The 21,808-nt window shown below is 63.4% G+C and carries 20 protein-coding genes; 11 read left to right on the top strand and 9 right to left on the bottom strand.

Annotated features, from left to right (window positions below):
• Window positions 1-117 precede the first annotated feature (117 nt).
• A complete protein-coding gene (locus R6254_RS02720; protein ID WP_318404205.1) occupies window positions 118-1,059 on the bottom strand; it encodes a hydroxymethylglutaryl-CoA lyase in 942 nt (313 codons plus the stop codon).
• A gap of 101 nt (window positions 1,060-1,160) precedes the next feature.
• Between R6254_RS02720 and R6254_RS02715 the strand changes: the two genes are divergently transcribed.
• From R6254_RS02715 to R6254_RS02700, 4 genes are all read left to right on the top strand, one after another.
• Entirely contained in the window at window positions 1,161-1,889 is a 729-nt protein-coding gene (locus R6254_RS02715) for an IclR family transcriptional regulator (protein WP_318404203.1), read from the top strand.
• A 76-nt stretch (window positions 1,890-1,965) separates the two neighbouring features.
• Window positions 1,966-2,700, top strand: coding sequence for a haloacid dehalogenase type II (locus tag R6254_RS02710; protein WP_318404201.1), 735 nt, complete (start codon window positions 1,966-1,968; stop codon window positions 2,698-2,700).
• Window positions 2,697-3,512 (top strand): sulfite exporter TauE/SafE family protein, encoded by an 816-nt coding sequence (locus R6254_RS02705; protein WP_318404200.1) that lies wholly within the window; start codon window positions 2,697-2,699, stop codon window positions 3,510-3,512. Before R6254_RS02710 ends, R6254_RS02705 begins: the two co-directional genes overlap by 4 nt.
• Window positions 3,513-3,581: 69 nt before the next feature.
• Window positions 3,582-5,783: a malate synthase G gene (locus tag R6254_RS02700; RefSeq protein ID WP_318404199.1), complete on the top strand. Its 2,202-nt coding sequence runs from the start codon at window positions 3,582-3,584 to the stop codon at window positions 5,781-5,783.
• Between the two features lie 140 nt (window positions 5,784-5,923).
• On the opposite strand, the gene R6254_RS02695 is transcribed toward R6254_RS02700, so the two are convergent.
• Window positions 5,924-7,099: a M20 aminoacylase family protein gene (locus tag R6254_RS02695; RefSeq protein ID WP_318404197.1), complete on the bottom strand. Its 1,176-nt coding sequence runs from the start codon at window positions 7,097-7,099 to the stop codon at window positions 5,924-5,926.
• An 8-nt stretch (window positions 7,100-7,107) separates the two neighbouring features.
• Window positions 7,108-8,088: a tripartite tricarboxylate transporter substrate binding protein gene (locus tag R6254_RS02690; RefSeq protein ID WP_318404195.1), complete on the bottom strand. Its 981-nt coding sequence runs from the start codon at window positions 8,086-8,088 to the stop codon at window positions 7,108-7,110.
• A gap of 145 nt (window positions 8,089-8,233) precedes the next feature.
• On the opposite strand from R6254_RS02690, the gene R6254_RS02685 reads away from it, so the two are divergent.
• The 6 genes from R6254_RS02685 to gshB all read left to right on the top strand — a co-directional run bounded on the left by R6254_RS02685 (window position 8,234) and on the right by gshB (window position 15,613).
• Window positions 8,234-9,136 carry a LysR family transcriptional regulator gene (locus R6254_RS02685; protein WP_318404193.1) on the top strand — a complete coding sequence of 301 codons (903 nt, stop codon included), beginning with the start codon at window positions 8,234-8,236 and terminating at the stop codon, window positions 9,134-9,136.
• A 314-nt stretch (window positions 9,137-9,450) separates the two neighbouring features.
• Window positions 9,451-10,020 carry a fasciclin domain-containing protein gene (locus R6254_RS02680; RefSeq protein ID WP_412103090.1) on the top strand — a complete coding sequence of 190 codons (570 nt, stop codon included), beginning with the start codon at window positions 9,451-9,453 and terminating at the stop codon, window positions 10,018-10,020.
• Window positions 10,021-10,068: 48 nt separating this feature from the next.
• Entirely contained in the window at window positions 10,069-10,380 is a 312-nt protein-coding gene (locus R6254_RS02675; RefSeq protein ID WP_318404192.1) for a hypothetical protein, read from the top strand.
• A gap of 450 nt (window positions 10,381-10,830) precedes the next feature.
• Window positions 10,831-13,356 (top strand): DUF1631 family protein, encoded by a 2,526-nt coding sequence (locus tag R6254_RS02670; protein ID WP_318404191.1) that lies wholly within the window; start codon window positions 10,831-10,833, stop codon window positions 13,354-13,356.
• Between the two features lie 79 nt (window positions 13,357-13,435).
• Complete coding sequence (locus tag R6254_RS02665; protein ID WP_318404190.1) at window positions 13,436-14,635, top strand: benzoate/H(+) symporter BenE family transporter; 1,200 nt, start codon at window positions 13,436-13,438, stop codon at window positions 14,633-14,635.
• Between the two features lie 30 nt (window positions 14,636-14,665).
• Window positions 14,666-15,613 (top strand): glutathione synthase, encoded by a 948-nt coding sequence (gene gshB, locus R6254_RS02660; RefSeq protein WP_318404189.1) that lies wholly within the window; start codon window positions 14,666-14,668, stop codon window positions 15,611-15,613.
• Window positions 15,614-15,677: 64 nt separating this feature from the next.
• On the opposite strand, the gene R6254_RS02655 is transcribed toward gshB, so the two are convergent.
• The 5 genes from R6254_RS02655 to R6254_RS02635 form a co-directional block, all read right to left on the bottom strand.
• Window positions 15,678-16,463 (bottom strand): class II glutamine amidotransferase, encoded by a 786-nt coding sequence (locus tag R6254_RS02655; RefSeq protein ID WP_318404187.1) that lies wholly within the window; start codon window positions 16,461-16,463, stop codon window positions 15,678-15,680.
• 3 nt (window positions 16,464-16,466) lie between these two features.
• The gene (locus R6254_RS02650; protein WP_412103089.1) at window positions 16,467-17,933 is read right to left on the bottom strand and encodes an MFS transporter; all 1,467 of its coding nucleotides are present in this window, start codon (window positions 17,931-17,933) and stop codon (window positions 16,467-16,469) included.
• A 37-nt stretch (window positions 17,934-17,970) separates the two neighbouring features.
• Window positions 17,971-18,162 (bottom strand): 4-oxalocrotonate tautomerase, encoded by a 192-nt coding sequence (locus tag R6254_RS02645; RefSeq protein WP_318404185.1) that lies wholly within the window; start codon window positions 18,160-18,162, stop codon window positions 17,971-17,973.
• 89 nt (window positions 18,163-18,251) lie between these two features.
• Window positions 18,252-19,067 (bottom strand): spermine/spermidine synthase domain-containing protein, encoded by an 816-nt coding sequence (locus R6254_RS02640; RefSeq protein WP_318404183.1) that lies wholly within the window; start codon window positions 19,065-19,067, stop codon window positions 18,252-18,254.
• Window positions 19,064-19,819: a YoaK family protein gene (locus R6254_RS02635; RefSeq protein ID WP_318404181.1), complete on the bottom strand. Its 756-nt coding sequence runs from the start codon at window positions 19,817-19,819 to the stop codon at window positions 19,064-19,066. The genes R6254_RS02640 and R6254_RS02635 overlap by 4 nt, the downstream gene beginning before the upstream one ends.
• Before the next feature lie 384 nt (window positions 19,820-20,203).
• On the opposite strand from R6254_RS02635, the gene R6254_RS02630 reads away from it, so the two are divergent.
• Window positions 20,204-20,812, top strand: a complete 609-nt coding sequence (locus tag R6254_RS02630; protein WP_318404179.1) for a hypothetical protein — start codon at window positions 20,204-20,206, stop codon at window positions 20,810-20,812.
• A gap of 66 nt (window positions 20,813-20,878) precedes the next feature.
• Here R6254_RS02630 and trxA read toward each other — a convergent pair whose 3' ends face one another.
• The gene (gene trxA, locus R6254_RS02625; RefSeq protein ID WP_318404177.1) at window positions 20,879-21,775 is read right to left on the bottom strand and encodes a thioredoxin; all 897 of its coding nucleotides are present in this window, start codon (window positions 21,773-21,775) and stop codon (window positions 20,879-20,881) included.
• Window positions 21,776-21,808: the final 33 nt, after the last annotated feature.

The following is a 21,808-nucleotide window of genomic DNA, read 5'->3' as shown; positions in this document are numbered from 1 at the left end:
TCGGGGCGCTGGCATGGCGCCCGGAAAGCGCCTCGGTGTCTCGCGCGGAATAAGGGCGTGCGGCCACGATCTCGGCGTTGTGCTCGTCCAGCGCCATGCTTTTCCTGGTTCGTTGGCTCAGGCATGAGCGGCTCCCTGCACAAACCCTTTGGGCAAGCCCGCCTCGGGCGTCATGCCGTAAATCGGCTCGCCCGGCAAACCGGCCTGCAGCGGCGCACGGGCGGCCAGCAACCGGCCGAGATCAACACCAGTGGACACACCCATGGCTTCAAACATGAACACCAGGTCTTCGGTCACCACATTGCCCGAGGCACCGGGCGCATAAGGGCAGCCGCCCAGGCCGCCGAGTGAGGCATCAAAAGTACGCACCCCTTCGTCGTAAGCTGCCAGGCAGTTGGCCAGGCCAAGACCGCGTGTGTTGTGCATGTGGGCCGCGCCGGCGTGCTCACCTATCTCGGCGCGCAGGCGCCGAAACAAACGGCGCACCTGCGCCGGGTTGGCATAACCAACGGTGTCCGACAGGCCCGATTCGTCGGCGCCAGCGGCGATACATTGGGCCGCCAGCCAGATCACTTCGTCCTCCGGCACCCAGCCCTGCAAGGTGCAGCCAAAGGCGGTGGAGATGCCGGCTTCCAGCCTGACCTGGGGCGCGATGTCGCGGCGCAGATCGGAGATCGCACGCACCTCCTCGATCATTTCTTCGCGGGTCTTGCGCACATTGGCCAGCGAATGGGCGGCGCTGGCCGATACCGGCACCGTGAGTTTGTGCACACCGGCGGCCAGTGCGGCTTCGGCACCTTTTCTATTCGGCACCAGCGCCATCACGGTCAGGCCGGGCAGGGTCAGCGCGTGTGCCACCACCTCGGCGGCGTCGGCCATCTGCGGCAGGTGTTTGGCCGGCACAAAAGAACAGACCTCGATTTCGCGCAGGCCGGCGGCGTGCAGGGCGCTGATCCAGCGCAGCTTGTCGGCCGTGGCCATGGTGCGCGCGACACTTTGAAGGCCGTCGCGCGGCCCCACTTCGCTGATCAGCACAGAGGGTTCAGGAGGGGTTTGCATGTTTTTCAGTATTCTGTAAGATAGAACAATATTCTTTCTAATGAAATATTGAAGCAGCTTGCCCGCGCTGTCAAGCGGGGACTTGCCCAGGAGATTGACCGATGCCACGCAAAGCCCAGACCGAATCCGTCGCCGATGCCCACGCCGCCCCCGGCGGTGCCGCCGCCGTGGACCGCGCCCTCACCTTGCTGTCGGCGTTCAAGGCGGGCGACACCTCACTGGGTCTGATCGAGCTGGCGCAGCGCACGCAGCTCTACAAAAGCACGGTGCTCAGGCTGCTGGCCTCGCTGGAACACGCACATCTGATCCAGAAACTCGACGACGGCCGTTATGCGCTGGGTGCCGAAGTCGCCCGGCTGCACGGCGTGTATGCCGCCTCGTTTTCGCTGGACAAGGTGGTGCTGCCGGTGCTGCGCCAGCTCGTGGGGATCACCGGCGAAAGTGCGGCCTACCATGTGCGCCAGGGCGAGGCCCGTTTGTGCCTGTACCGCGTGGACTCGCCGCACCCGATCCGCGACCACATCAAGGCCGGCGACGTGTTACCGGCCGACCGCGGCACAGGCGCTCGCATTTTGATAGCGTTTGACGCCCATCAGGCAAGGGCCAAAGCCCTAAAAGACCGGCAACTTTACGCAAAAATCCGGGAACAGGGTTATTACACGGCGGTCGGTGATCGCCTGGCCGAGGTGGCCGGTATTTCCGCGCCGGTGTTCAAGGCCGATGGCAGCTTGGCCGGCGCCCTGACCTTGACCATGCCGGTCTCCCGTTACGACCAGACCTACGTCAAACCGGTGCTGGAATGCGCACGCAAACTCAGCGGCATGCTTTGATTACCTTCATTAAGGTCATGGATAAACCAATTTATTCATCATTAATAAGCGCTTGAGTATCAAATAAAGTAGAGGGATGGAAAAACCCAAAGCCGGGCCGACGTTGCCACGGGCTGTTTTATTTGATGCTTACGGCACGCTGTTCGATGTGTACAGCGTGGGCCTGCTGGCGGAGCAGTTGTTTCCCGGCCAGGGACAGGCGCTGGGCCTGCTCTGGCGCGACAAGCAGATTGAATACACCCGGCTGGTCACCACCAGCAATGGCGGCGACCACTACCAGCCCTTCTGGGACCTGACCCGCGCCGGCCTGCGTTATGCCTGCAAACGCCTGGGCTTGGACCTGAGCGCCGGCAACGAAGAGCGGCTGATGAACCAGTACCGCCACCTGTCGGCTTTTCCGGAAACCCGCGAGGTCTTGCAGGCGCTAAAAAGCCGCGGCATCGTCACCGGCATTTTGTCCAACGGCGACCCCGGCATGCTGGACATCGCCGTGCGTTCCGCCGGCCTGGAAGGCCTGCTGGACCATGTGCTCAGTGTCGACGGCGTGCGCAAATACAAAACCCATCCCGACGCTTATGCGCTGGGGCCGCAGGCCACCGGCCTGGCCGCCCGGCAGATTGCCTTTGTCAGTTGCAACAGTTGGGACGCGCTGGCCGCGACCTGGTATGGCTACCAGACCTTGTGGGTCAACCGTTATGCCCTGCCTTTTGAAGAGCTGGGCACAGCACCCACACACACCGGCCACAGCCTGCGCGAAGTACTGATGCTGCCCGGCCTGATCGCCCCGCCTGCGGCAGGAGCGACGGCATGACACTTTTCGACATGAGCTTGCTGGACATGCTGCTGATAGGCGGTGGCGCATTTGCGGCGGGTGCCGTCAATGCCATCGCCGGCGGCGGCACCTTTTTTTCCTTTCCGGCACTGCTGATGATTGGCATTCCGCCGGTGGTGGCCAACGCCAGCAATTCCGTGGCCCAGTGGCCAGGCAGCCTGACCGGCGCCTGGGCCTACCGGCGTGAATTGGTCCCTTACAAGCGTTATTTGCTGCCCATGGGCGCGGCTTCGCTGCTGGGCGGCGTGGCCGGCGGACTGCTGCTGCTGAGCGCCGGCGACGCGCGGTTCTCGGCACTGATCCCCTGGCTGCTGGCCTTTGCCACCTTGCTGTTCGCCTTCAGTCCGCAACTGGCCGCCACCCTCAAACACCTGCGCGCGCGCCACGGCCAGGTCAAACCCCAAGTCGCCGCGGAAGAGTGCCATGGCAGCGGCTCGCCGGCCGGCTGGCTGGTGCAACTGCTGGTGTCCATTTACGGCGGATTTTTTGGCGCCGGCATGGGCATCCTGATGATGGCCAGCCTGGCCATAGGCGGGCACGAGGACGTGCAGCACATCAACGCCTTGAAGAACCTGCTGTCTGCCGTGGTCTACAGCATCACGGTCGCCACCTTCGTCGTGGCCGGCGCGGTCAGTTGGCCGCACACGCTGGTCATGGTGCTGACCGCCAGCCTGGGCGGCTACCTGGGCGCGCGTATGGCGCGCAACATACGCGGCCCCTGGCTGCGCCGCATGGTGATCGCGGTGGGCACCGTGTTGACGCTTTATTATTTTTCCAAGACGCTGGGCTGAGACGCAGCAGCGCCTTCACCACCCCAGGCCATTTGTAGCAACGTTTATTTTTAAAAAGGGACTGACATCATGACTGCCAACACGACTGCACGCACCACCCGCCACCACCTCCAGGTCGCCACCAATCTGTACCGTTTTGTGGAAGACCAAGTGCTGCCCGGCACCGGTGTGGCCAGCGACACCTTCTGGGCCGGCTTTGATACCATCGTGGCCGATCTGGCACCGAAAAACATCGCCTTGCTGGCCGAACGCGACCGCCTGCAGACCGAGATGGACAACTGGCACAAGGCCCACCCCGGCCCGATCCAGGACATGCCGGCCTACCGCGCTTTCCTGGAGAAAATCGGCTACCTGGTGCCGGTTCCGGCCAAGGTGCAAGCCACCACCACCCACGTCGACGCCGAGCTGGCCCTGCAGGCAGGCCCGCAACTGGTGGTGCCGGTGCTCAACGCGCGTTATGCACTCAACGCCGCCAACGCGCGTTGGGGCTCGCTGTATGACGCGCTGTACGGCACGGACGCGATTGCCGAAACCGGCGGCGCCGAAAAAGGCAAGGGTTACAACCCGGTGCGCGGCGCCAAGGTCATCGCCTTTGCGCGTCAGGTGCTGGACCAGGCCGTGCCGCTGGCCAAGGGCTCACACAAAGACGCGACCTTGTACAGCGTGGAAGACGGCCAGCTGGTGGTGAACACGGCCGCCGGCCGCACCGCCCTGGCCAATCCCGCGCAGTTTGTCGGCTACCAGGGTGAGGCCGCCGCACCTTCGTCGGTGCTGCTGACCCACAACGGCCTGCACCTGGACATCCAGATCGACCGCAACACCGCCATCGGCAAAACCGACGCCGCCGGCGTCAGCGACCTGGTGCTGGAAGCCGCGCTTTCGACCATCCTGGACCTGGAAGACTCGGTGGCCGTGGTGGATGCCGACGACAAGGTGCTGGCCTACAGCAACTGGCTGGGTATTTTGCAGGGCACGCTGACCGAAAACGTGAGCAAGGGCGGCAAGACGTTTGTGCGTGGCCTGAACCCCGACCGCGTGTACACCGGTGCCGATGGCCAGCCCTTGAGCTTGCATGGCCGCTCGCTGATGTTCCTGCGCAATGTCGGCCACCTGATGACCAACCCGGCCATCCTGTACGCGGACGGTAAAGAAATCCCCGAAGGCATCCTGGACGCGGTGGTGACCGTGGCGATTGCCATGCACGACCTGCAACGCCGCGGCAAGCAAGCCATCGTCAACTCGCGCACCGGCTCGATCTACATCGTCAAACCCAAGATGCACGGCCCGCAGGAAGTGGCTTTTGCGTCGGAGCTGTTCGGCCGCGTGGAAAGCTTGCTGGGCCTGCCGGCCAACACCGTCAAGCTCGGCATCATGGACGAAGAGCGCCGCACCAGCGTCAACCTCCAGGCCTGTCTTGCCGAAGCCAGCGCGCGTGTGGCCTTCATCAACACCGGTTTTCTGGACCGCACCGGCGACGAAATGCACACCGCCATGTATGCCGGCCCCATGATCCGCAAGGGCGACATGAAAGCCAGCGCCTGGATTGCTGCTTATGAAAAAAGCAATGTGCTGGTGGGCCTGTCCAGCGGCCTGCGCGGCAAGGCGCAAATCGGCAAGGGCATGTGGGCCATGCCGGACCTGATGGCCGCCATGCTGGAGCAGAAAATCGCCCACCCCAAAGCCGGCGCCAACACCGCCTGGGTGCCCTCACCCACCGCCGCCACCCTGCATGCCCTGCATTACCTGCAGGTCAGCGTCAGCGATGTGCAGCAACAGCTGGAAAAGATCGACGCCCATGCCGAACACGACAAGCTGCTCAACGCGCTGCTGGAAGTGCCCGTGGCGACAAACACCAACTGGTCGGCTGCTGAAAAACAGCAGGAGCTGGACAACAACGCGCAAGGCATCCTGGGTTACGTGGTGCGCTGGATCGACCAGGGGGTGGGCTGCTCCAAGGTGCCCGACATCCACAACGTCGGCCTGATGGAAGACCGCGCCACCCTGCGCATCTCCAGCCAGCACATCGCCAACTGGTTGTTGCACGGCGTGGTGACCGAGGCCCAGGTGCGTGAAACGTTTGAACGCATGGCCGCCGTGGTGGATGACCAAAACGCCGGCGACCCGCTTTACAAAAACATGGCGGGTCACTTCGACACCTCGGCGGCCTACAAGGCGGCTTGCGACCTGGTGTTCAAGGGCCTGGCGCAACCCAGTGGTTACACCGAGCCGCTGCTGCATGCCTGGCGTCTGAAGGTCAAGGCGCAGGCCTGAGCGTGACAAGCCCAACCAGCTATCTATTTGGTAGCTGGTTGGGCAATACCAGAAAGGGCCACGACCCGATTTGACACGAAGATAATTTGCAAAAAAAAACGGCGCCCGAGGGCGCCATTTTTAATGGCGCTGCCGAGGATTCAGACCAGAAAGCGTTGCGCCAGCAGCGTCCAGTAAGCCGCACCTATGGGCAGGTTCGCGTCGTTGAAGTCGTAGCCCGGGTTGTGCACCATGCAGGCACCGGCGCTGTCGCCATCGCCGTTGCCGATGAACAAATAGCTGCCGGGCACACGTTCCAGCATGAAGGCAAAGTCTTCACTGCCGGATAAGGCCGGACCTTGCAGCGTCACGCGCTCCTCTCCGACCAGTTCCAGCGCCACCTCGCGGGCGAAGGCGGTTTGCTCGGGCGTGTTGACCAGCACCGCATATCCGGGCCGCCAGTCGATCCGCGCCGTGGCGCCAAAACTTTCAGCCTGCGCGGTGATCAGCGCCTTGATGCGCTGCTCCAGCCTGGCGCGCACCTCGCGGTCCAGCGCGCGCACGCTGAGCTCCAGGGTCGCGCTTTGCGGGATCACATTGTTGGCTTTGCCGGCATGCAGCGCGCCGACGGTGACCACCGCCATCTGCAGCGGATCGATGTTGCGCGAAACGATGGTCTGCAGCGCCATCACAATGCTGGCCGCCGCCACGATCGGGTCGGTCGCCAGGTGCGGCATCGCGCCATGGCCCCCGACGCCGGTCAGCGTGACGGTGACGTAGTCCGACGAAGCCATGGCCGCACCTTCGCGCAGCACCAGTCGCCCTTGCGGAACGCCGGGCATGTTGTGCATGGCGAAGATCGCGTCGCAGGGGTATTTCTCGAACAGGCCGTCGTCCATCATGCGCAGGGCACCGCCGCCGCCTTCTTCGGCCGGCTGGAAGATCAGGTTCAAAGTGCCGGAAAAGTCCCCGCTCTGCGCCAGGTGCTGCGCGGCGGCCAGCAGCATGGCGGTGTGGCCGTCGTGGCCGCAGGCGTGCATCACGCCGGCGTGGCAACTGGCGTGCGGCAGGCCGGTGGCTTCGTGGATGGGCAGCGCGTCCATGTCGGCGCGCAGGCCGAGCCGGCGCTGGCCGTCGCCGCGCACCAGCTGCCCCACCAAGCCGGTGCCGCCCAGGCCGCGCTCGACCGCGTAACCCCAGCCTTGCAGCTTCTCGGCCACCAGGGCCGAGGTGCGGTGTTCGTCGAAGGCCAGCTCGGGATGGCGGTGGATATCGTGCCGCAGGCTGATGAACGCATCGGCCTTGTCGTTCAGTGCCTCCAGCAGCCGCGTGTTCATGCGGGCGCTCACTGCGGCTGCAGGTTGATCGCCTTGGCGATGGCGCGGTACTTCGCGGTTTCGGCCGCGAAGTACTTCGCCCCGTCGGCCAGTGACGTGGGCGACGATGCCAGTGCCGTTTGCGCCGCCAGTTGCGAGCGCAAGGAGGGGTCCTGCAACGTCGTGCCGATGGCCTTGTGCAGGCGCTCGACCACGGCTTCCGGCGTGTTCTTCGGCACGAAGAAGCCGCTCCAGATGCCGTAGGAGAAGTTTTTCAACTCCTTGCCTTCGCTGACGGTGGGTACATTCTTCAGCAATTCAGAGCGCTGCGCGCCGAGCTGTCCGATGATCTTGACCCGGCCCTGGTCGGCCAGCCCCCCCATCGCCGCGCTGTACACCAGCACGGCGAAATCGACAGATCCGCCGCCTATGTCCTGCATCAAAGGCGCATTGCCCTTGTAGGGCGCGTGGATCAGCTTGATGCCGGCGCGCTGCTGCACATCCTCGAGGATCAGGTGGTAGAGCGAACCTATGCCCACGCTGCCGTAAGTCAGCGGCTTGTCGCCCGACTTGCGCGCCAACGCGATCAGTTCGTCCACGCTGTTGGCCGGCAAGTCCTTGCGCGCGACGAAGACCATCACGGCATCGCTCGCCGGATGCACGAGGCGGAAGTCCTCGGTCTTGAGCTTCACGGCGGCGTTGGCCAGCGGCGCCAGGATCAACTCGTTCGGCGAGCCCTGAAAGAGGTAGTAGCCATCGGCCGGTGCGGCCAGCACCTTCTGCGCGGCCAGCGCGCCGCTGACGCCGCCGAGGTTTTCAACGATGACCGACTGGCCCAGCTCCTTGCCCAGTGGCACGGTGAAGATGCGCGCGTGCGCATCGGACGGCCCGCCAGCGGGGTAGGGCACCATCAGGTTGACAGGCTTGCTCGGGTAGCTCTGGGCGAGCACGCCGCCGGTGGCCAGCAGCAGGCCGGCCAGCAGCACGGTGACGGTCTTGAATACGTTCATAGGGTTGTCTCCTTGGAATACTTGGAATACTTGGAATGGGTGCACGGGGGGATACACCTCAAGAATGCTAGATAGCCCGGATTAATGTGTCCAATGCATTATTTTTGTGATTACCATTCATGCGACTCATTCACGACGCTAGAACATGAATCTTGCACAACTCGAACACCTGCTGGCCGTGGCCGAGACCGGCTCCTTCAGCCGCGCCGCCGAGCGGCAACACCTCACGCAGTCAGCCCTGAGCCGCAGCATCCAGGCCCTGGAAGAAGATCTGGGCGCGTGCCTGATAGACCGCAGCGGCAAACGCAATGAACTCACGCCGCTGGGTCAGGCCGTGGCGGTGCGCGCCAGACGCATGGTCTTCGAGGCGGCCGAGCTGCGCCGCAGCGCCGAGCTGCTCAAACAGGGCGACCTGGGCGCCATCCGTATCGGCCTGGGGTCGGGGCCGGGCGCCATGCTGATGACGCCGTTTCTGGTACACATGGCCAGGCACCACCCGGGCGTGCAGGTCAGCGTGTCACCAGGGGCGACCGAGTTGCAGCTGATGCAGCTGCGCCAGCGCACGCTCGACGCGCTGGTGGTCGACGTTCGCCGCATCGCGCCGGCCCCCGACCTGGCCATCGAGAACCTGACCGAACTGCGCGCCGGCTTTGTCTGCCGCAGCGGCCATCCCTTGCTGCAGGCCGACGGACCTGTGTCTTTTGACGACATGCTGCGCTACCCGCTGGCCTGCATCCCCCTGAGTACGGAAGTCGCCCACCTGCTGGTCACCCGCTTCGGCCCGCGGGCCGACCCGCAGCAGGCCGTGAGCCTGCGCTGCGACGACATCACCAGCCTGATAGAGACGGTCAAGGCCTCGGACGCGATCTACCTCGGCATCCTGGCGGCTACACGCGCCGGCATTGAGGCGGGACAACTCGCCGAACTGGCGACCGACCCCCCATTCACCAGCGGCGCGCGTTTTGCGTTTGTCACGCTGGCCGGGCGCACCGAAGCCCCATCGATGGGCCTGTTCCGCCAGTTTGTGGCGGAGCGGCTGCGCGACTAAGGCCGCGATACGCCGATGCGGGCCAGATGACACGCGGGGCCGCGTGCACGGGCCTGGCGCAAGGCCAAGGCGGGCACCGCTTGGGTAGCGCTCCTGAATTCATAGCTGCCTGCGCCCATCCCCTTTGGGCTGACGGCTTATTTTGCTTGTAACTATTTTAAAAGCGTCTTCGGGCGCTTTTTTTTCGTCCGGCGCTTGGCCCGCACATCCAGTCGCGCATCTGCCGCGTATTCCCTGCAAGCGCCCAACAAAACGCTCACGCGCTGTGGCGGATTCCACAGGATCTTCAACCCAAGAATCATCAGGAGCCTTTTATGAAAAAACTCATCATTGCAGCCGGCGTGGCCGTCCTTCTCAGCGCCTGCGCCGGCGGCATGTCGGGCAACACCATGTCCGGCGAACCCTCGGTCATGGTCGGCGGCGCGGCCATGTTCCCGAGCAAGGACATCATCGACAACGCCGTCAACTCCAAGGACCACACCACCCTGGTCGCTGCCGTCAAGGCCGCCGGCCTGGTCGAGACCCTGAAAACGCCGGGGCCCTTCACGGTGTTTGCACCGACCAACGCGGCTTTCGCCGCCTTGCCGGCCGGCACAGTGGACACGCTGCTCAAACCCGAGAACAAAGCCCTGCTGACCAAGGTGCTGACCGCCCACGTGGTGTCGGGCCGGCTGGACGCGGCCGCACTGAGTCAGCGCGTGATGGCCGGCAATGGCCGCGCCGTGTTGACCACGGTCAGCGGTGACACCCTGGTCGTGACCAGCAGCGGCCCGAATGTGATGGTGACCGACGAAAAAGGCGGCACCGCCATGGTCAGCATCGCCAATGTTTACCAGTCCAACGGTGTGATCCACGTGGTCAACCGGGTGCTGGTTCCCAGCTGAGTCCCCCACGTTTTCTTCACGCTTCATCATTCAACAAGGATATTTATCATGACCGCCAAACTCCTCTCCTCCGCCCTGATCGCTGTCGCCGCCCTGGCCTCGATGAATACTTTTGCGGCCGGTGCCGACAACCCGCTGGAGCCCACACGCACTGTCGCGAGCAGCTCCACCCACAGCACCATGCGTATGCAAACCATGAGCCTGCAGCAGCCAGGCGCTGTCACCAGCAGCAACCAGGTGGACGGCGGCATGATCGCCATGACACCGCGGACCAGCCAGCGCAACCGCAGCGACGTGCGCGCAGAAGGCACACAAGCACGCAGCAGCGCGATGTACAACGCCGCCCCTGGCCGCGCCTGAGTTGTCGCCCCGACGGGAGCAAGCACCGGGACAGCCGGTGCGCCAGCCACCCCAAACCGCCACGGTTTGTGGTGGCTTTTTAACAGGGGCACTTGGTGGCATTTTTCCGTCGCCGACTCCCGTATCAGCAACGCGAAACAGGGATTCAGGCATCAGACACGCTATCCAAACCATAGCTACTTGCGCTCATTTTTAAAGGGCTGGAGGCCTATTTGATGCTGCATCACATCTACGTTCTAGCGGTGCGGGCAACACCACCACTCTCGGCCCGTCACATGTAAGCAGGTACTTCTTGATCGATCACAGGTTAAAAATTGTTACAAGATACTTCGGCATCTTCATCCGCCGAGCCCCAGTTCAGACCAAACTCCAAGCTCGTACCGAATCCGGGGTTTTGCCAACAAAATCACGGAACCCGCTTTTACTTTGTCACACCACCCGCCGCCCAAGATGGCATTGCAAGCCGACGTTTTTCACCATTGCCTGCAGGAAGCTGCCAAGGCCGCCAAACCAGCGCTTGAACACTGCATAGACCATGCGGTGGCGGCGCTGCAGATCGCGGAAACCCAAAGCCTCAAACCGGCCGAGCGCGACAACTTGGGCCAGGCCTGGCGCGAGCTGCTTAAAAACAAAGACGGCTGGTGCGCGCAATACCCGCAGGCACTGCTGGCAGCCTTCAACAGCACGGCGCCGGGCGCAACCGACCGGCCAGCGGCCCAGCCATTCACAACCGGAACATCCACGCGCCCCGGTAGTGGGGCCGACCTGTTTTCGCTGGTGGACAACGCCCAGGTCGAAGAAGGCATTGAGTCCTCCCGGCTGCTGCAGCAGGTCTTGCCGGTGGTCGAGCGCGCCCTGGCCGAGCTGGATGCCTTGATGAGTTCGGCCCAGGGCCTGGTCAATGTCAGCCCGGAGTTCAACCCGGTGCGGCCCGAGGTGTATGCCCACACCTTGCGCAGCTTGCTGGCCAGCGCGACGGTCGAGCCGGCCGTCAGTGCCTTGTGGGCCAAACACCTGGCCGAACCGCTGGGGCGCGAACTCAAACGTGTGTACGAACGCCTGATCAATGTGCTGGAGATGGCCCAGGTGCGGGCCGCCAGTTACCGGGTGTTGCCGACACCGGCCAACAGCGGCCGGGGCCCGGGCAGCGGCGCGGCGCAAACACAGGCCGGTACGGGCACAGAAACCACCTCAGGCTCGGCCCCCCTGGGTTATGTATCGGACGAGCCCCTGGCCAAGGTGCCCTCGCAATACGCCGATCTGTCGAATTACGAAATCCGGGATGAGCTGTTCCAGGACTTTTTGTTTCGCGGCGGCAGCCATGCCAACCACGGGCTGGCGCCCTCGTATTACGCGACCATCGAAGAAGAATTAAGCGCGCTCAAAGCCAGCCCCGACTCGGCACCCGTGGCCTTGCAGGACGAGCCACCACCCGCGCTCAGCGACGATTACCGCGGCACACGCAGCGACCCCGAGCGGCCGGTGCACCCGGCACAGGAAACGCCGGACAACCCCTCGCGCATCATCGATGTGTTGAGCCAACTGAGCTCGCAGGTCTGGGGCGTTTACGGGCGCGCCCGCGAACGTGCGCTGGTGCGCACGCAACTCAAAAAAGACGCGACCCGTGTCGGCCAGGTCTTGGGCATGGAGGTGGTGCGCAAGCTGGTGAACCAGGTCGCGCAAGACCCGCGCCTGCTGGAGCCGGTGCGCGAGGCCATCGTCGCGCTGGAGCCCTCGCTGCTGCGCCTGGCCATGGTCGACTCGCGTTTTTTCAGCGAAGAAAACCACCCCGGCCGGCGCCTGATGGAACGTGTGGCGCAGCGCAGCTTCAAATACAACGACGCGGCCAGCCCGGAATTCGCGGTCTTTTTCCAGTCGGTGAGCGAGGCCTTCAATGCACTCAATGCCCAGGACATCGCCGATGCCCAGCCTTTTGCGGCGGCCCTGGGCGAGCTGCAAAACCTGTGGGATGGCCAGGACCAGCAGGAGCAGGCACAGCGCAGCAACATGCGCCAGACCATGCAGTTTGCCGAAGAGCGGCAAAGCCAGGCCGACCAGATCGCCTACGACCTGAGCCTGCGTGCCGACCTGGACCAGGTGCCGGGCGTGGTGCTGGACTTTTTGTTCGGCCCCTGGGCGCTGGTACTGGCCCATGCCCGCCTGACCGACGCGGCGCGCCAGATCGACCCCGGCGGTTATAGCTCGCTGGTCAGCGACCTGTTGTGGAGCGTCAAGCCCCAGGTCACACTCAAACGCCCGGGCCATTTGATCGAGATGATTCCCGGCCTGCTCGGCAAGCTGCAATCTGGCCTGGCCTCGTTGGGGCAAGACCCGCGCGAGACCGAAGCTTTTTTCAAGGTGATGGAAAAACTGCACCGCCCGGTGCTCAAGCTGCGCCGCCTGCGCAGCCGCCGCGATGCCGAGGAATCGGCCGCCACGCCGCTGGACATGGCGCTGGCCGAGGACCCGGAACTGAACGACCTTCTGCAGGCCAGCCCCGAACAAAGAAAAGCCAAAACCGCCGGCCAACCCTGGCTGACGCCGCAAGAGCTGGACAAGGCCGGGTTCGAAGAAACCCTGCCGTCCGGCCCCGCCGAACTGGATGACAAACCCAGCGAGCCCGGGCCGGCAGAGCAACCCGTCCCGGTGGCAGAGGACGAAACACCAAACCTCGCAGAAGCCGGTGACGAGCCCAGCCCCGAACAAGTCTTGCTGGGCCTGCGCGAAGGCAGCTGGGTGGACCTGTATTCCAAACGCCACTGGCTGCGCGCGCAACTGATCTGGGCCAGCACACGCGGCACCCTGTTCATGTTTGTCAGCCACGGCGGCCAGCCCCATTCCATGACCAAACGCAGCTGCGAACGCCTGCTCAAGGAGGGTTTGTTACGCCCCGTCGCCACCCACGGCGTCGTGGCGCAGGCTTTGAACAGCCTGGTCAGGGAAGTGGCGCCGGTGGATGCAAAAGTGGCGGCCTGAGCTGGCATCAGGCTGCGTTTTCGGCAGACAGGGGACCGCAGGCCGGACGCCCCACGCCTGACCCTGCCAGAATCCCTCCATGTCATTTTTCAAAGACCTCAATCTCTCCGCCTTCACCGCTGGTTTTGTCGCCGTGCTGGTCGGCTTCACCAGTTCGGTGGCCATTGTTTTTCAGGCGGCGCTGGCTTTTAACGCCACGCCAGCGCAGATCAGCTCCTGGATGTGGGCGCTGGGGCTGGGCATGGGTTTGTGTTCGGTTATTCCTTCCTTGTGGCTAAAGAAGCCGGTGATGGTGGCCTGGTCCACGCCGGGGGCGGCGGTGCTGGCCACGGCAGGACTCGCGGGTGGGTTTTCCATGGCCGAGGCGGTGGGCGCTTTCATGGTCAGTGCGGCGCTGATCACCTTGTTTGGTGTGACCGGCTGGTTTGAAAAAGTCATGAACCGCATTCCGATGGCGATTGCCTCGGCGTTGCTGGCCGGGGTGTTGGCGCGTTTTGGCATCCAGGCTTTTGCCGCCGCGCAAACCGCGCTGGTGCTGGTGGTGTTGATGCTGCTTGTTTATCTGCTGGGCAAGCGCCTGTTGCCGCGTTATGCGGTGCTGCTGACCTTGCTGGCCGCCGTGGTTTATGTCGCGGCCCGTGGCCAGATGGCCTGGACCGCGATCACCTTTGACTTTGCTCGACCGGTTTTTGTGATGCCCAGCTTCACCTTGGCGGCGGTGGTCAGCCTGGCCTTGCCGCTGTTTGTGGTGACCATGGCTTCGCAAAACCTGCCCGGCGTGGCGGCGATTCGTGCCGCGGGTTATGGGCCGGGCAGCGCCGACGGCGGCATCCCGGTGTCCAAAGTGATCACGTTGACGGGGCTGGCCAGCCTGGTGCTGGCGCCGTTTGGTGCGTTTGCGCTCAACCTCAGCGCCATCACCGCCGCCATCTGTATGGGCAAGGAAGCGCATGAAGACCCGGCCAAACGTTACACCGCGGCCGTGTCTTGCGGCGCGATCTACATCGTGATCGGTATTTTTGGCGCGGCCGTCACCGGCCTGCTGACGGCGTTTCCCAAGGAGCTGGTGGTGGCGATCGCCGGGCTGGCTTTGCTGGGCACCATCAGCAGTGGCCTGGCGCAAGCGCTGCGCGAGGAGCCACACCGCGAGGCCGCGCTTATCACGTTTCTGGTCACGCTGTCGGGCGTGGTGATTGCCGGCATAGGTTCGGCCTTCTGGGGCGTGGTCGCCGGCGCGCTGGCGCTATTTGTACAACAATATCGCCAGCGCGCCGCTTAGGCGATCCTCTTTCCTCAAGACTGAACCGCCATGCACATTCTTTTTGTCGCCGATCCGCTTGCCTCTTTCAAGATCTACAAAGACACCACGTTTGCGATGATGCGCGAGGCGCAGCGGCGCGGCCATCAGCTCAGCGTGTGTGAACCCAAAGACCTGCGCTGGCAGACCGGCGAACAAGTCACAGCCCTGGTCACCCAGATCACCCTGACCGGCGATGCGACCGACTGGTTCAGCGCCGCGCCGGCCCTGCGCCGTCCGCTGCAGGAGTTTGACGCCGTGATCATGCGCAAGGACCCGCCTTTTGACAGCGAATATTTCTACAGCACCCATTTGCTGGAGCAGGCCGAGCGTGAAGGCGCACGGGTGTTCAACAAGCCCCGCGCCTTGCGCGACCACCCGGAAAAACTCGCCATCCTGGAGTTTGCCCAGTTCAGCGGCCCGACCCTGGTGACACGCAGCGCGGACGACATCAAACGGTTTCACGCCGAACACAAAGACATCATTCTCAAGCCGCTGGACGGCATGGGCGGCATGGGTATCTTCCGCGTCAAGGAAGACGGCCTGAACCTGGGCAGCATCATTGAAACGCTGAACAAGGACGGCGCGCAAAGCGTGATGGTGCAGAAGTTTTTGCCCGAAATTTCCAGGGGCGACAAACGTGTGCTGGTCATAGGCGGCAAACCCGTGCCTTACAGCCTGGCGCGTATTCCCCAGGGCAGCGAGGTGCGCGGCAACCTGGCGGCCGGCGGCCTGGGTGTGGCGCAAAAACTCTCGGCACGCGATCAGGAGATCGGCGACGCCCTCGGGCCGGTGCTGGCGGCGCGCGGTTTGTTGCTGGCCGGGGTGGACGTGATCGGCGACTACGTGACCGAAATCAACGTCACCAGCCCGACCTGCTTCCAGGAAATTTTTGACCAAACCGGCTTCGACGTGGCGGCAATGTTTATCGATGCGCTGGAAGCCGCGCTGAGTAGTTGATCAAAAAGTCCTGCAGCCCTTATTCAGCAATCACAAGCAGCTCCTGAATTTATAGCAATTCAATTCAGGTGCGCAAGGCACCACCCTCAAACACCTTCAGCTCGCCGGGGGCAAACGCCTGCCAGGCTTCGTTGGTGGTCAGCGGTGCCGTCACCACCACCGCGACCCGGTCGCCCGGCGCGGCTTGCTCGGCAAAATTGACACTCAGGTCTTCGTCGCTGAGTGTGGCGTGCGAAAACGGGTGTTTGCGTTCCACGTAATACAGCTGGGTCGAGGCATGGGCCCAGAGCGCCAGGCCGTTGCTCAGCAAAAAATTGAAGGTGCCGTGTGACGCGATGTGGGCCGCCAGTTCGCGCAGGGTCAGGGTCAACTCCGCGATGCTGGGCACGCCGGCGTGGGACTTGGCCAGCTCCTGCATGATCCAGCAAAATGCCCGTTCGCTGTCGGTGTTGCCGACCGGCCGGAAGCTGCCGTGCAGGCGCGGGTTGAAATCTTTCAAATCGCCGTTGTGGGCAAACACCCAGTAGCGGCCCCACAACTCGCGCACAAAGGGGTGGCAGTTTTCCAGCGCCACGCGGCCTTGGGTGGCCTTGCGGATATGCGCGATCACATTGCGGCTTTTGATCGGGTAGCGGCGTATCAGCTCGGCCACCGGGGATTCGCTGGCAGACTGGTGGTCGACAAAATGGCGCAGGCCCTTGTCGCAGTCCGCCCCTTCACCGCCTTCAAAAAACGCAATGCCCCAGCCATCGGCGTGGTGGTCGGTCTTGCCGCCGCGCTGCGCAAATCCGGTGAAGCTGAAGGTCACGTCGGTGGGCGTGTTGCAATTCATGCCTAAGAGTTGGCACATGGCTCAGGGCTCCACTTTCCGGGGGGCGGGTTCGCGCAAACGCCAGGCCGCCAGCAAGGCCAGCGTACACAGGGCGGCCAGCAACATGAAGGACTCGTTGAAGGCGGCGAGCCGGGCCGGGCTGGTGGCGGTCTGGCTCAGGGAATCGCCGTGGGCGGTCAGCCGCCATTCAAGCACGATGCCGCACAGGCTGACGCCGATCGCACCGCCCAGCATGCGCACAAAATTGATGGCGCTGGAGCCTTGTGAAATCAGGTTGGAACTCAGCGGCCGCAGGGAGCCGAGGTTGAGCGAAGGCAGGATAAAACCCAGGCCGATACGCCCCAAAATAGCCCAGAGCACCAGCAACCAGATCGCGGAGCTTAAGTTCACGGTCAGCATCAGGGCAAAAGACAGGGCCAGCAGCGCCAGCCCGATACACACCAGCAGCCAGGTGGGCTGGCGGTCGGCCAGGCGGCCAACCATGGCAATCGTCACGGCCAGCACAAAACCGGCGGGCAGCAAAATGCTGCCGACATACGAGGCCGACAACCCCAAACCCAGCTGCATGTAGACCGGCAACAAATAGGTCGAGCCAAACAGCGCCGTGCCGTAAATAAACGCCACGATGCTGCCCATCGCAAATGGCCGGTAACCAAACAGCGCCAGGTTCATCAGCGGCTCGCGCCCGGTCTTGGCCATGCGCCGCTGCCAGGCGATAAACACCAGCAGCGCCAGCACGGCGGCGGCCAGCAGTGACGCAGCCTGCAGCGCAGCGCCTTCATGCAGCGCCACCATGCCGTTGAGCAGACACAAGGTGCCGGCGCCGCCCAGCAACAGGCCACGCCAGTCCAATGTCGCGCCATTGCGATTCGCCGCCGCGCCGCCCGGCGCCGTGACCGGCACATAACGGTAGGCCAGCCACAAGGAAGCCAGGCAAAAAGGCACCACCATGAAAAAGATGGAGCGCCAGCCAAACAGGTCGACCAGCACGCCGCCTATGCTGGGCCCGATGGCGGGTGCCAGCACCACACCCATGCCGAAAATGCCGCTGGCCCGGCCTTGTTCGTGCGGCTCGAAAGCCCGCATGATGATGATGGCCGGAATCGGCTGCACCACACCGGCCGCCAGCCCTTCGGCCACCCGGGCGCCCAGCACCAGGGTGAAGGTGTTGGCAAAACCGCCGACGATGCCGCCGACCAGCAGCAGCAACATGGTACCCACATAGGTGCGGCGGTAGCCGTATCGCGCCAGCAGCCAGGGCGTGGTCAACATGGACACCGTCATCGCCACCATGAAACCCGAGGTCACCCACTGGGCCCGCCCCTGGCCCAGGGTGAAGTGGTGGCTCATGTCGGGAATCGCCACGTTGACGATGGTCGAGGACATGATGGAAGCCATCGTGCCTATCATCACCGAGAGCAGCAGCAGCCAGCGATAACGCGGGCCGTACAGCGCGCGCATCTCGGGCAGGGTGGAGGGGTTGCTCACGGGTGGCTGCGGGTGAAGCCGGGGGCGCCGGGGACCATCAGTCGCGCGGCTCGGACCAGAGTTTGCCGCCTGTGGACCAGTTTTCGCGCTTGATGTCGGTGATGATGATGTCGACGGAGTCAGGCGCACCGCCCAGGATTTCGACGCTGACACGGGTGATTTCCGCGACCAGTTTTTTCTTCTGCTCGACGGTGCGGCCTTCCATCATTTCGACGTGGTAAGTGGGCATGGTGATCCTTGAATTGATTGACGCGGGGTAGGACATGATAAAAGAAGCCCCGGCGTGAATGGCTATTGTCTGTCAGCCCAGGCGTGTGATCAGAGGCTTTCTTGGTCCAGGTTTTTCATCTCCCAGAGCACCCGCCCCAGTTCCGCCTTGAGTTGTTGGCGGGCATCCTCTTCATGCAGGCCAGCCAGGCTGCGTGCCAGGTTCATTTGGCGCGGTGAAATCGGCTTGCCCCTGGACGCAAACACGAGGCTGTTGCTTTTTTCGGCGGCGATGACTTCGACCACGTTGCCGCTGAAGCTGCGGCTGATACGTTCGGCCAGCACCGGGTAATCGGGGTGGTCGTAATGCAGGTTGACCACCAGCACGCCGTCGATTCTCAGGGCCACAAAACAGTCGTCATAAAACCCTTGTGAACACAAGGCGACGGGTTGCCCTTCGTGGTCGAAACCGTCGACCAGCAAGACATCAAAATCCGGTGTTTCGGTCTGCAAAAAAAGCGCACCGTCGGCGGCGATGACCTGGAAACGCGCGTCGTCGTCGGGCACCTGAAACTCCCGGCGCAAGGCCAGCACATGCGGGTTGATCTCCAGCACCGTCATGTGGCTGGCGGGCAATTGCCGGTAGCAGAATTTGGCCAGCGAGCCGCCGCCCAGCCCGATCATGCCAATGCGGTCCGGCGCCGGCTGGAACAACAAAAAACCCATCATGGTCCGGGTGTAGTCCACCGCCAGGTCCCAGGGCCGATGTCTGAGCATGCGGCTTTGCAACTCACCCAACGTGAAATGCAGCGACTTGCCGGTCGCATCTTCATGCACAAAAGGCTGGGCGTATTGCAGCGACAGGAAGTCGCCGCAGGCCGGGGCGTCCAGACCTGCAACTTCCGGCATGGCGGTTGCGGCTTTCACAGTGAACGCGCCATTCTGCGCAGATCGATCACGACCGACGGCAAGGCCATGGCCACCAGCAGCAAGGCGAGCGGCAAGGTGGCGCTGAAACCCATGGCCCGGAAGGCCAGGGCGCCGACCAGGCCGCCTGAGAAAAACAGGCCAAGCAGGGCGGCGTGGATGAACAACTTGTCGGTGTTGGCCCGGACAATCTGGATGTCATTGGCTTTTTTGGAGTGGTTCCAATAAATCAGCCGCCCCAGTTCAATGCCCAGGTCGGTGATGACGCCGGTCATGTGGGTGGTGCGGATCTCGGCGTTTGAAATCTTGGTGACGATGGCGTTTTGCAAGCCCATGATGAAACACAGCAGCAACACCGCCGTGGGCACCAGCAGGCTGGCGAGTGAGCTCAGGTTGGCGCCCAGCAGGCCGAACATCAGCAGCAGCGCCGCTTCCAGCAGCAGGGCCAGCGCGTATTTGCTGCGCAGCTCGTGGCGCCGGGCCCAGCTGATCAGCAGCGTGGTGGTGATGGCCCCGCCGATAAACGCCGCCAGCGACACCAGGCCGGCCAGCGCCAGCGCGATGCTGCCCACCACCAGGTCATCGGCGATGGCAGACACGATGCCCGTCATGTGTGAGGTGTAGCGGTGTACCGCCAAAAACCCGCCGGCATTGATCGCTCCCGCCACAAACGCCAGTATTCCGCCGAATTGCCGGTTGCTGCGGCGTGTGCGTTCCCGGGCGGTGAGCTGGAGCAGGAAGGAAAGAAGCATGGAAGCAGTCCATTATCGGCCTGCGTTGCGGCAAGAAGCCTGGATGGCGTGGGACTCGAACATGGAAAATCGGCTTGTGCTTCCGAAAAATACAAGACAAATTGAGCGATAGCCCATACACCACAGGCGCAAGCAGCTATTGAATTTATAGCGGCCTATCGTCCCTGGCTTGCCAGCCAGCCAGCCAGGAGTCGATATGGGCCGCGGGCCACGCCGATGGCCCGCGCCCAGAAGATGCACTACACTTTTGCCTCAGGTGTTTAGGGACGCCTGCCCGCACAAGAGGCTCTCACCCTAGAGTTCATCATTTCATGATTGATGTGATAAGCACATGTTTCGTTTGGCCATAGCGGGGTAGCCAAAATAACGAACAGGAGCTTTGTCATGTTGTCCCCGTCTTTTTCTCCCCCTTCTCCGCTGGCTGTCGTGAACGCCGCGATCACCGAAATAAAAACCCGCGCGCGTTTGTTGTTGAACGGCCTGGAAACCGACCAGCCGCAAGCCATGGCCCGTGCGCAACATATCAGCCACAAACGCCGCTGGGCGATACCGCCCACCTGGCAATTGCGGCACTGCCTGAACATCGTTGCCGCCGAGGCCGGCTTCGCCTTGTGGGACCAGGCCCGGAGCGTGCTGGGCGGCGAGGCGCGCGCCGGCGACGACATGGGGGACTTCTGGTGCGAGACCGAAGCTTCGGCCTTTCTGAACCACTGGTATGCCGATTACGCCCTGGCGCTGGATTGCCTGCACAAAGAGTCCCGGCGCTTCCTGCTGCCCTACCGCCGCCAATTTGTGGTCGCGGGCGAGTTTTATGTGCAGCACCTGGGCCTGGTGCCCGATGACGCGGCCTGGCCGGCCATGGGCCACGACCTGGTCGCGGGTTACGGCAGTGCCGGCTGGCGGCACTTATGCGATCAGCGTCTGCGTGCGCGCCCACCGGCCCTGCCGCAGATCAAGCCGCGTCGCAGCGGGCGGGGCGTTGCTCGCGGATAAGGCCAGACAAGCCGAGTTGACGTTCGCCTGCAAGATGGACACCTTGCAGCGGCTTGAACCCAGGCTTTAGCTCAGCACCACGCTGCTCAAACGCCGGCGGTAGGTCGCCACGGTCGGGTCGTCCGGCGGAATCTGGCCGTCGGCGACCTTGACCTTGGGCGGCTCGATGATTTCCAGAATCGAGACAAAAGTCTTGCGTGCCAGTTCCTCGTTCCAGGATTTGTCGCGCATCAGGATTTCCAGCAACTCGTCCATGGCCGGCACCCAGTGCTGCTGGCTCATGTGGAGTTGCGCCAGGGCGTAACGGGTGTCGAAATCCCGCTTGTTAGCCAGCAGTTTTGCATCAAATTCGGCTTTAGCCCTTGATACATCTGCGTGAGCAGCTCCTGTTTCAATAGCGTTGAACCAGTGCCGCAAGGCTTCGAACTTGCGCACCCCCGCGGCCTTGTCGGCCACAGTCGCAAACGCGGCTTGGGCGTGGTCCACCTGGCCGTGTTGCAGCAGCAGGCGTATGTAGTCAAAACGCGTGTTGTCGTTGGCCGGGTCGGTGGCCACCGCTTCCTGCAGTTTTTCCAGCTGGGCGGCCGGGTCCAGGTCTTCCGGGGCTTCGGCCTCCTCCTCGGGCGGCAGTTCGTCGGCTGGCGGCAGGTGTTTGTCGAGAAACTCCTTGATCTTGCCCTCGGGCAAGGCACCGGCAAAACCGTCCACCGGCTGGCCGTTGATCATCAGGATGCAGGTCGGGATGCTCTTGATGCCGAAAGCGGCGCCCAATTGCTGCTCCTGGTCGGAGTCAATCTTGACCAGCTTGAAACGACCGCCGTAGGCCACTTCGACCTTTTCCAGAATCGGCCCCAGCGATTTGCAGGGCCCGCACCAGGGCGCCCAGAAATCAATCAGCACGGGGGTGGTCATGGAAGCCGCGACGACTTCCTCTTCAAAGTTGTGTATGGTGACGTCGATCATGATGCGGGACAGGTAGGGGTGAGACGATGGTTT

It is taken from the genome of Polaromonas potterensis (genome assembly GCF_033446725.1).
In the GTDB taxonomy this organism is placed as follows: domain Bacteria; phylum Pseudomonadota; class Gammaproteobacteria; order Burkholderiales; family Burkholderiaceae_C; genus Polaromonas.
The sequence above is the reverse complement of the archived record's forward strand: the minus strand, read 5'-3'. Positions and strand labels throughout refer to the sequence as shown.

What these genes read in the sequence shown, in the direction of transcription:
- R6254_RS02720 (WP_318404205.1), bottom strand. Translation starts at nt 1,059, where the DNA reads ATGCAAACCCCTCCTGAACCCTCTGTGCTGATCAGCGAAGTGGGGCCG.
- R6254_RS02715 (WP_318404203.1), top strand. Translation starts at nt 1,161, where the DNA reads ATGCCACGCAAAGCCCAGACCGAATCCGTCGCCGATGCCCACGCCGCC.
- R6254_RS02710 (WP_318404201.1), top strand. Translation starts at nt 1,966, where the DNA reads ATGGAAAAACCCAAAGCCGGGCCGACGTTGCCACGGGCTGTTTTATTT.
- R6254_RS02705 (WP_318404200.1), top strand. Translation starts at nt 2,697, where the DNA reads ATGACACTTTTCGACATGAGCTTGCTGGACATGCTGCTGATAGGCGGT.
- R6254_RS02700 (WP_318404199.1), top strand. Translation starts at nt 3,582, where the DNA reads ATGACTGCCAACACGACTGCACGCACCACCCGCCACCACCTCCAGGTC.
- R6254_RS02695 (WP_318404197.1), bottom strand. Translation starts at nt 7,099, where the DNA reads ATGAACACGCGGCTGCTGGAGGCACTGAACGACAAGGCCGATGCGTTC.
- R6254_RS02690 (WP_318404195.1), bottom strand. Translation starts at nt 8,088, where the DNA reads ATGAACGTATTCAAGACCGTCACCGTGCTGCTGGCCGGCCTGCTGCTG.
- R6254_RS02685 (WP_318404193.1), top strand. Translation starts at nt 8,234, where the DNA reads ATGAATCTTGCACAACTCGAACACCTGCTGGCCGTGGCCGAGACCGGC.
- R6254_RS02680 (WP_412103090.1), top strand. Translation starts at nt 9,451, where the DNA reads ATGAAAAAACTCATCATTGCAGCCGGCGTGGCCGTCCTTCTCAGCGCC.
- R6254_RS02675 (WP_318404192.1), top strand. Translation starts at nt 10,069, where the DNA reads ATGACCGCCAAACTCCTCTCCTCCGCCCTGATCGCTGTCGCCGCCCTG.
- R6254_RS02670 (WP_318404191.1), top strand. Translation starts at nt 10,831, where the DNA reads ATGGCATTGCAAGCCGACGTTTTTCACCATTGCCTGCAGGAAGCTGCC.
- R6254_RS02665 (WP_318404190.1), top strand. Translation starts at nt 13,436, where the DNA reads ATGTCATTTTTCAAAGACCTCAATCTCTCCGCCTTCACCGCTGGTTTT.
- gshB (WP_318404189.1), top strand. Translation starts at nt 14,666, where the DNA reads ATGCACATTCTTTTTGTCGCCGATCCGCTTGCCTCTTTCAAGATCTAC.
- R6254_RS02655 (WP_318404187.1), bottom strand. Translation starts at nt 16,463, where the DNA reads ATGTGCCAACTCTTAGGCATGAATTGCAACACGCCCACCGACGTGACC.
- R6254_RS02645 (WP_318404185.1), bottom strand. Translation starts at nt 18,162, where the DNA reads ATGCCCACTTACCACGTCGAAATGATGGAAGGCCGCACCGTCGAGCAG.
- R6254_RS02635 (WP_318404181.1), bottom strand. Translation starts at nt 19,819, where the DNA reads ATGCTTCTTTCCTTCCTGCTCCAGCTCACCGCCCGGGAACGCACACGC.
- R6254_RS02630 (WP_318404179.1), top strand. Translation starts at nt 20,204, where the DNA reads ATGTTGTCCCCGTCTTTTTCTCCCCCTTCTCCGCTGGCTGTCGTGAAC.
- trxA (WP_318404177.1), bottom strand. Translation starts at nt 21,775, where the DNA reads ATGATCGACGTCACCATACACAACTTTGAAGAGGAAGTCGTCGCGGCT.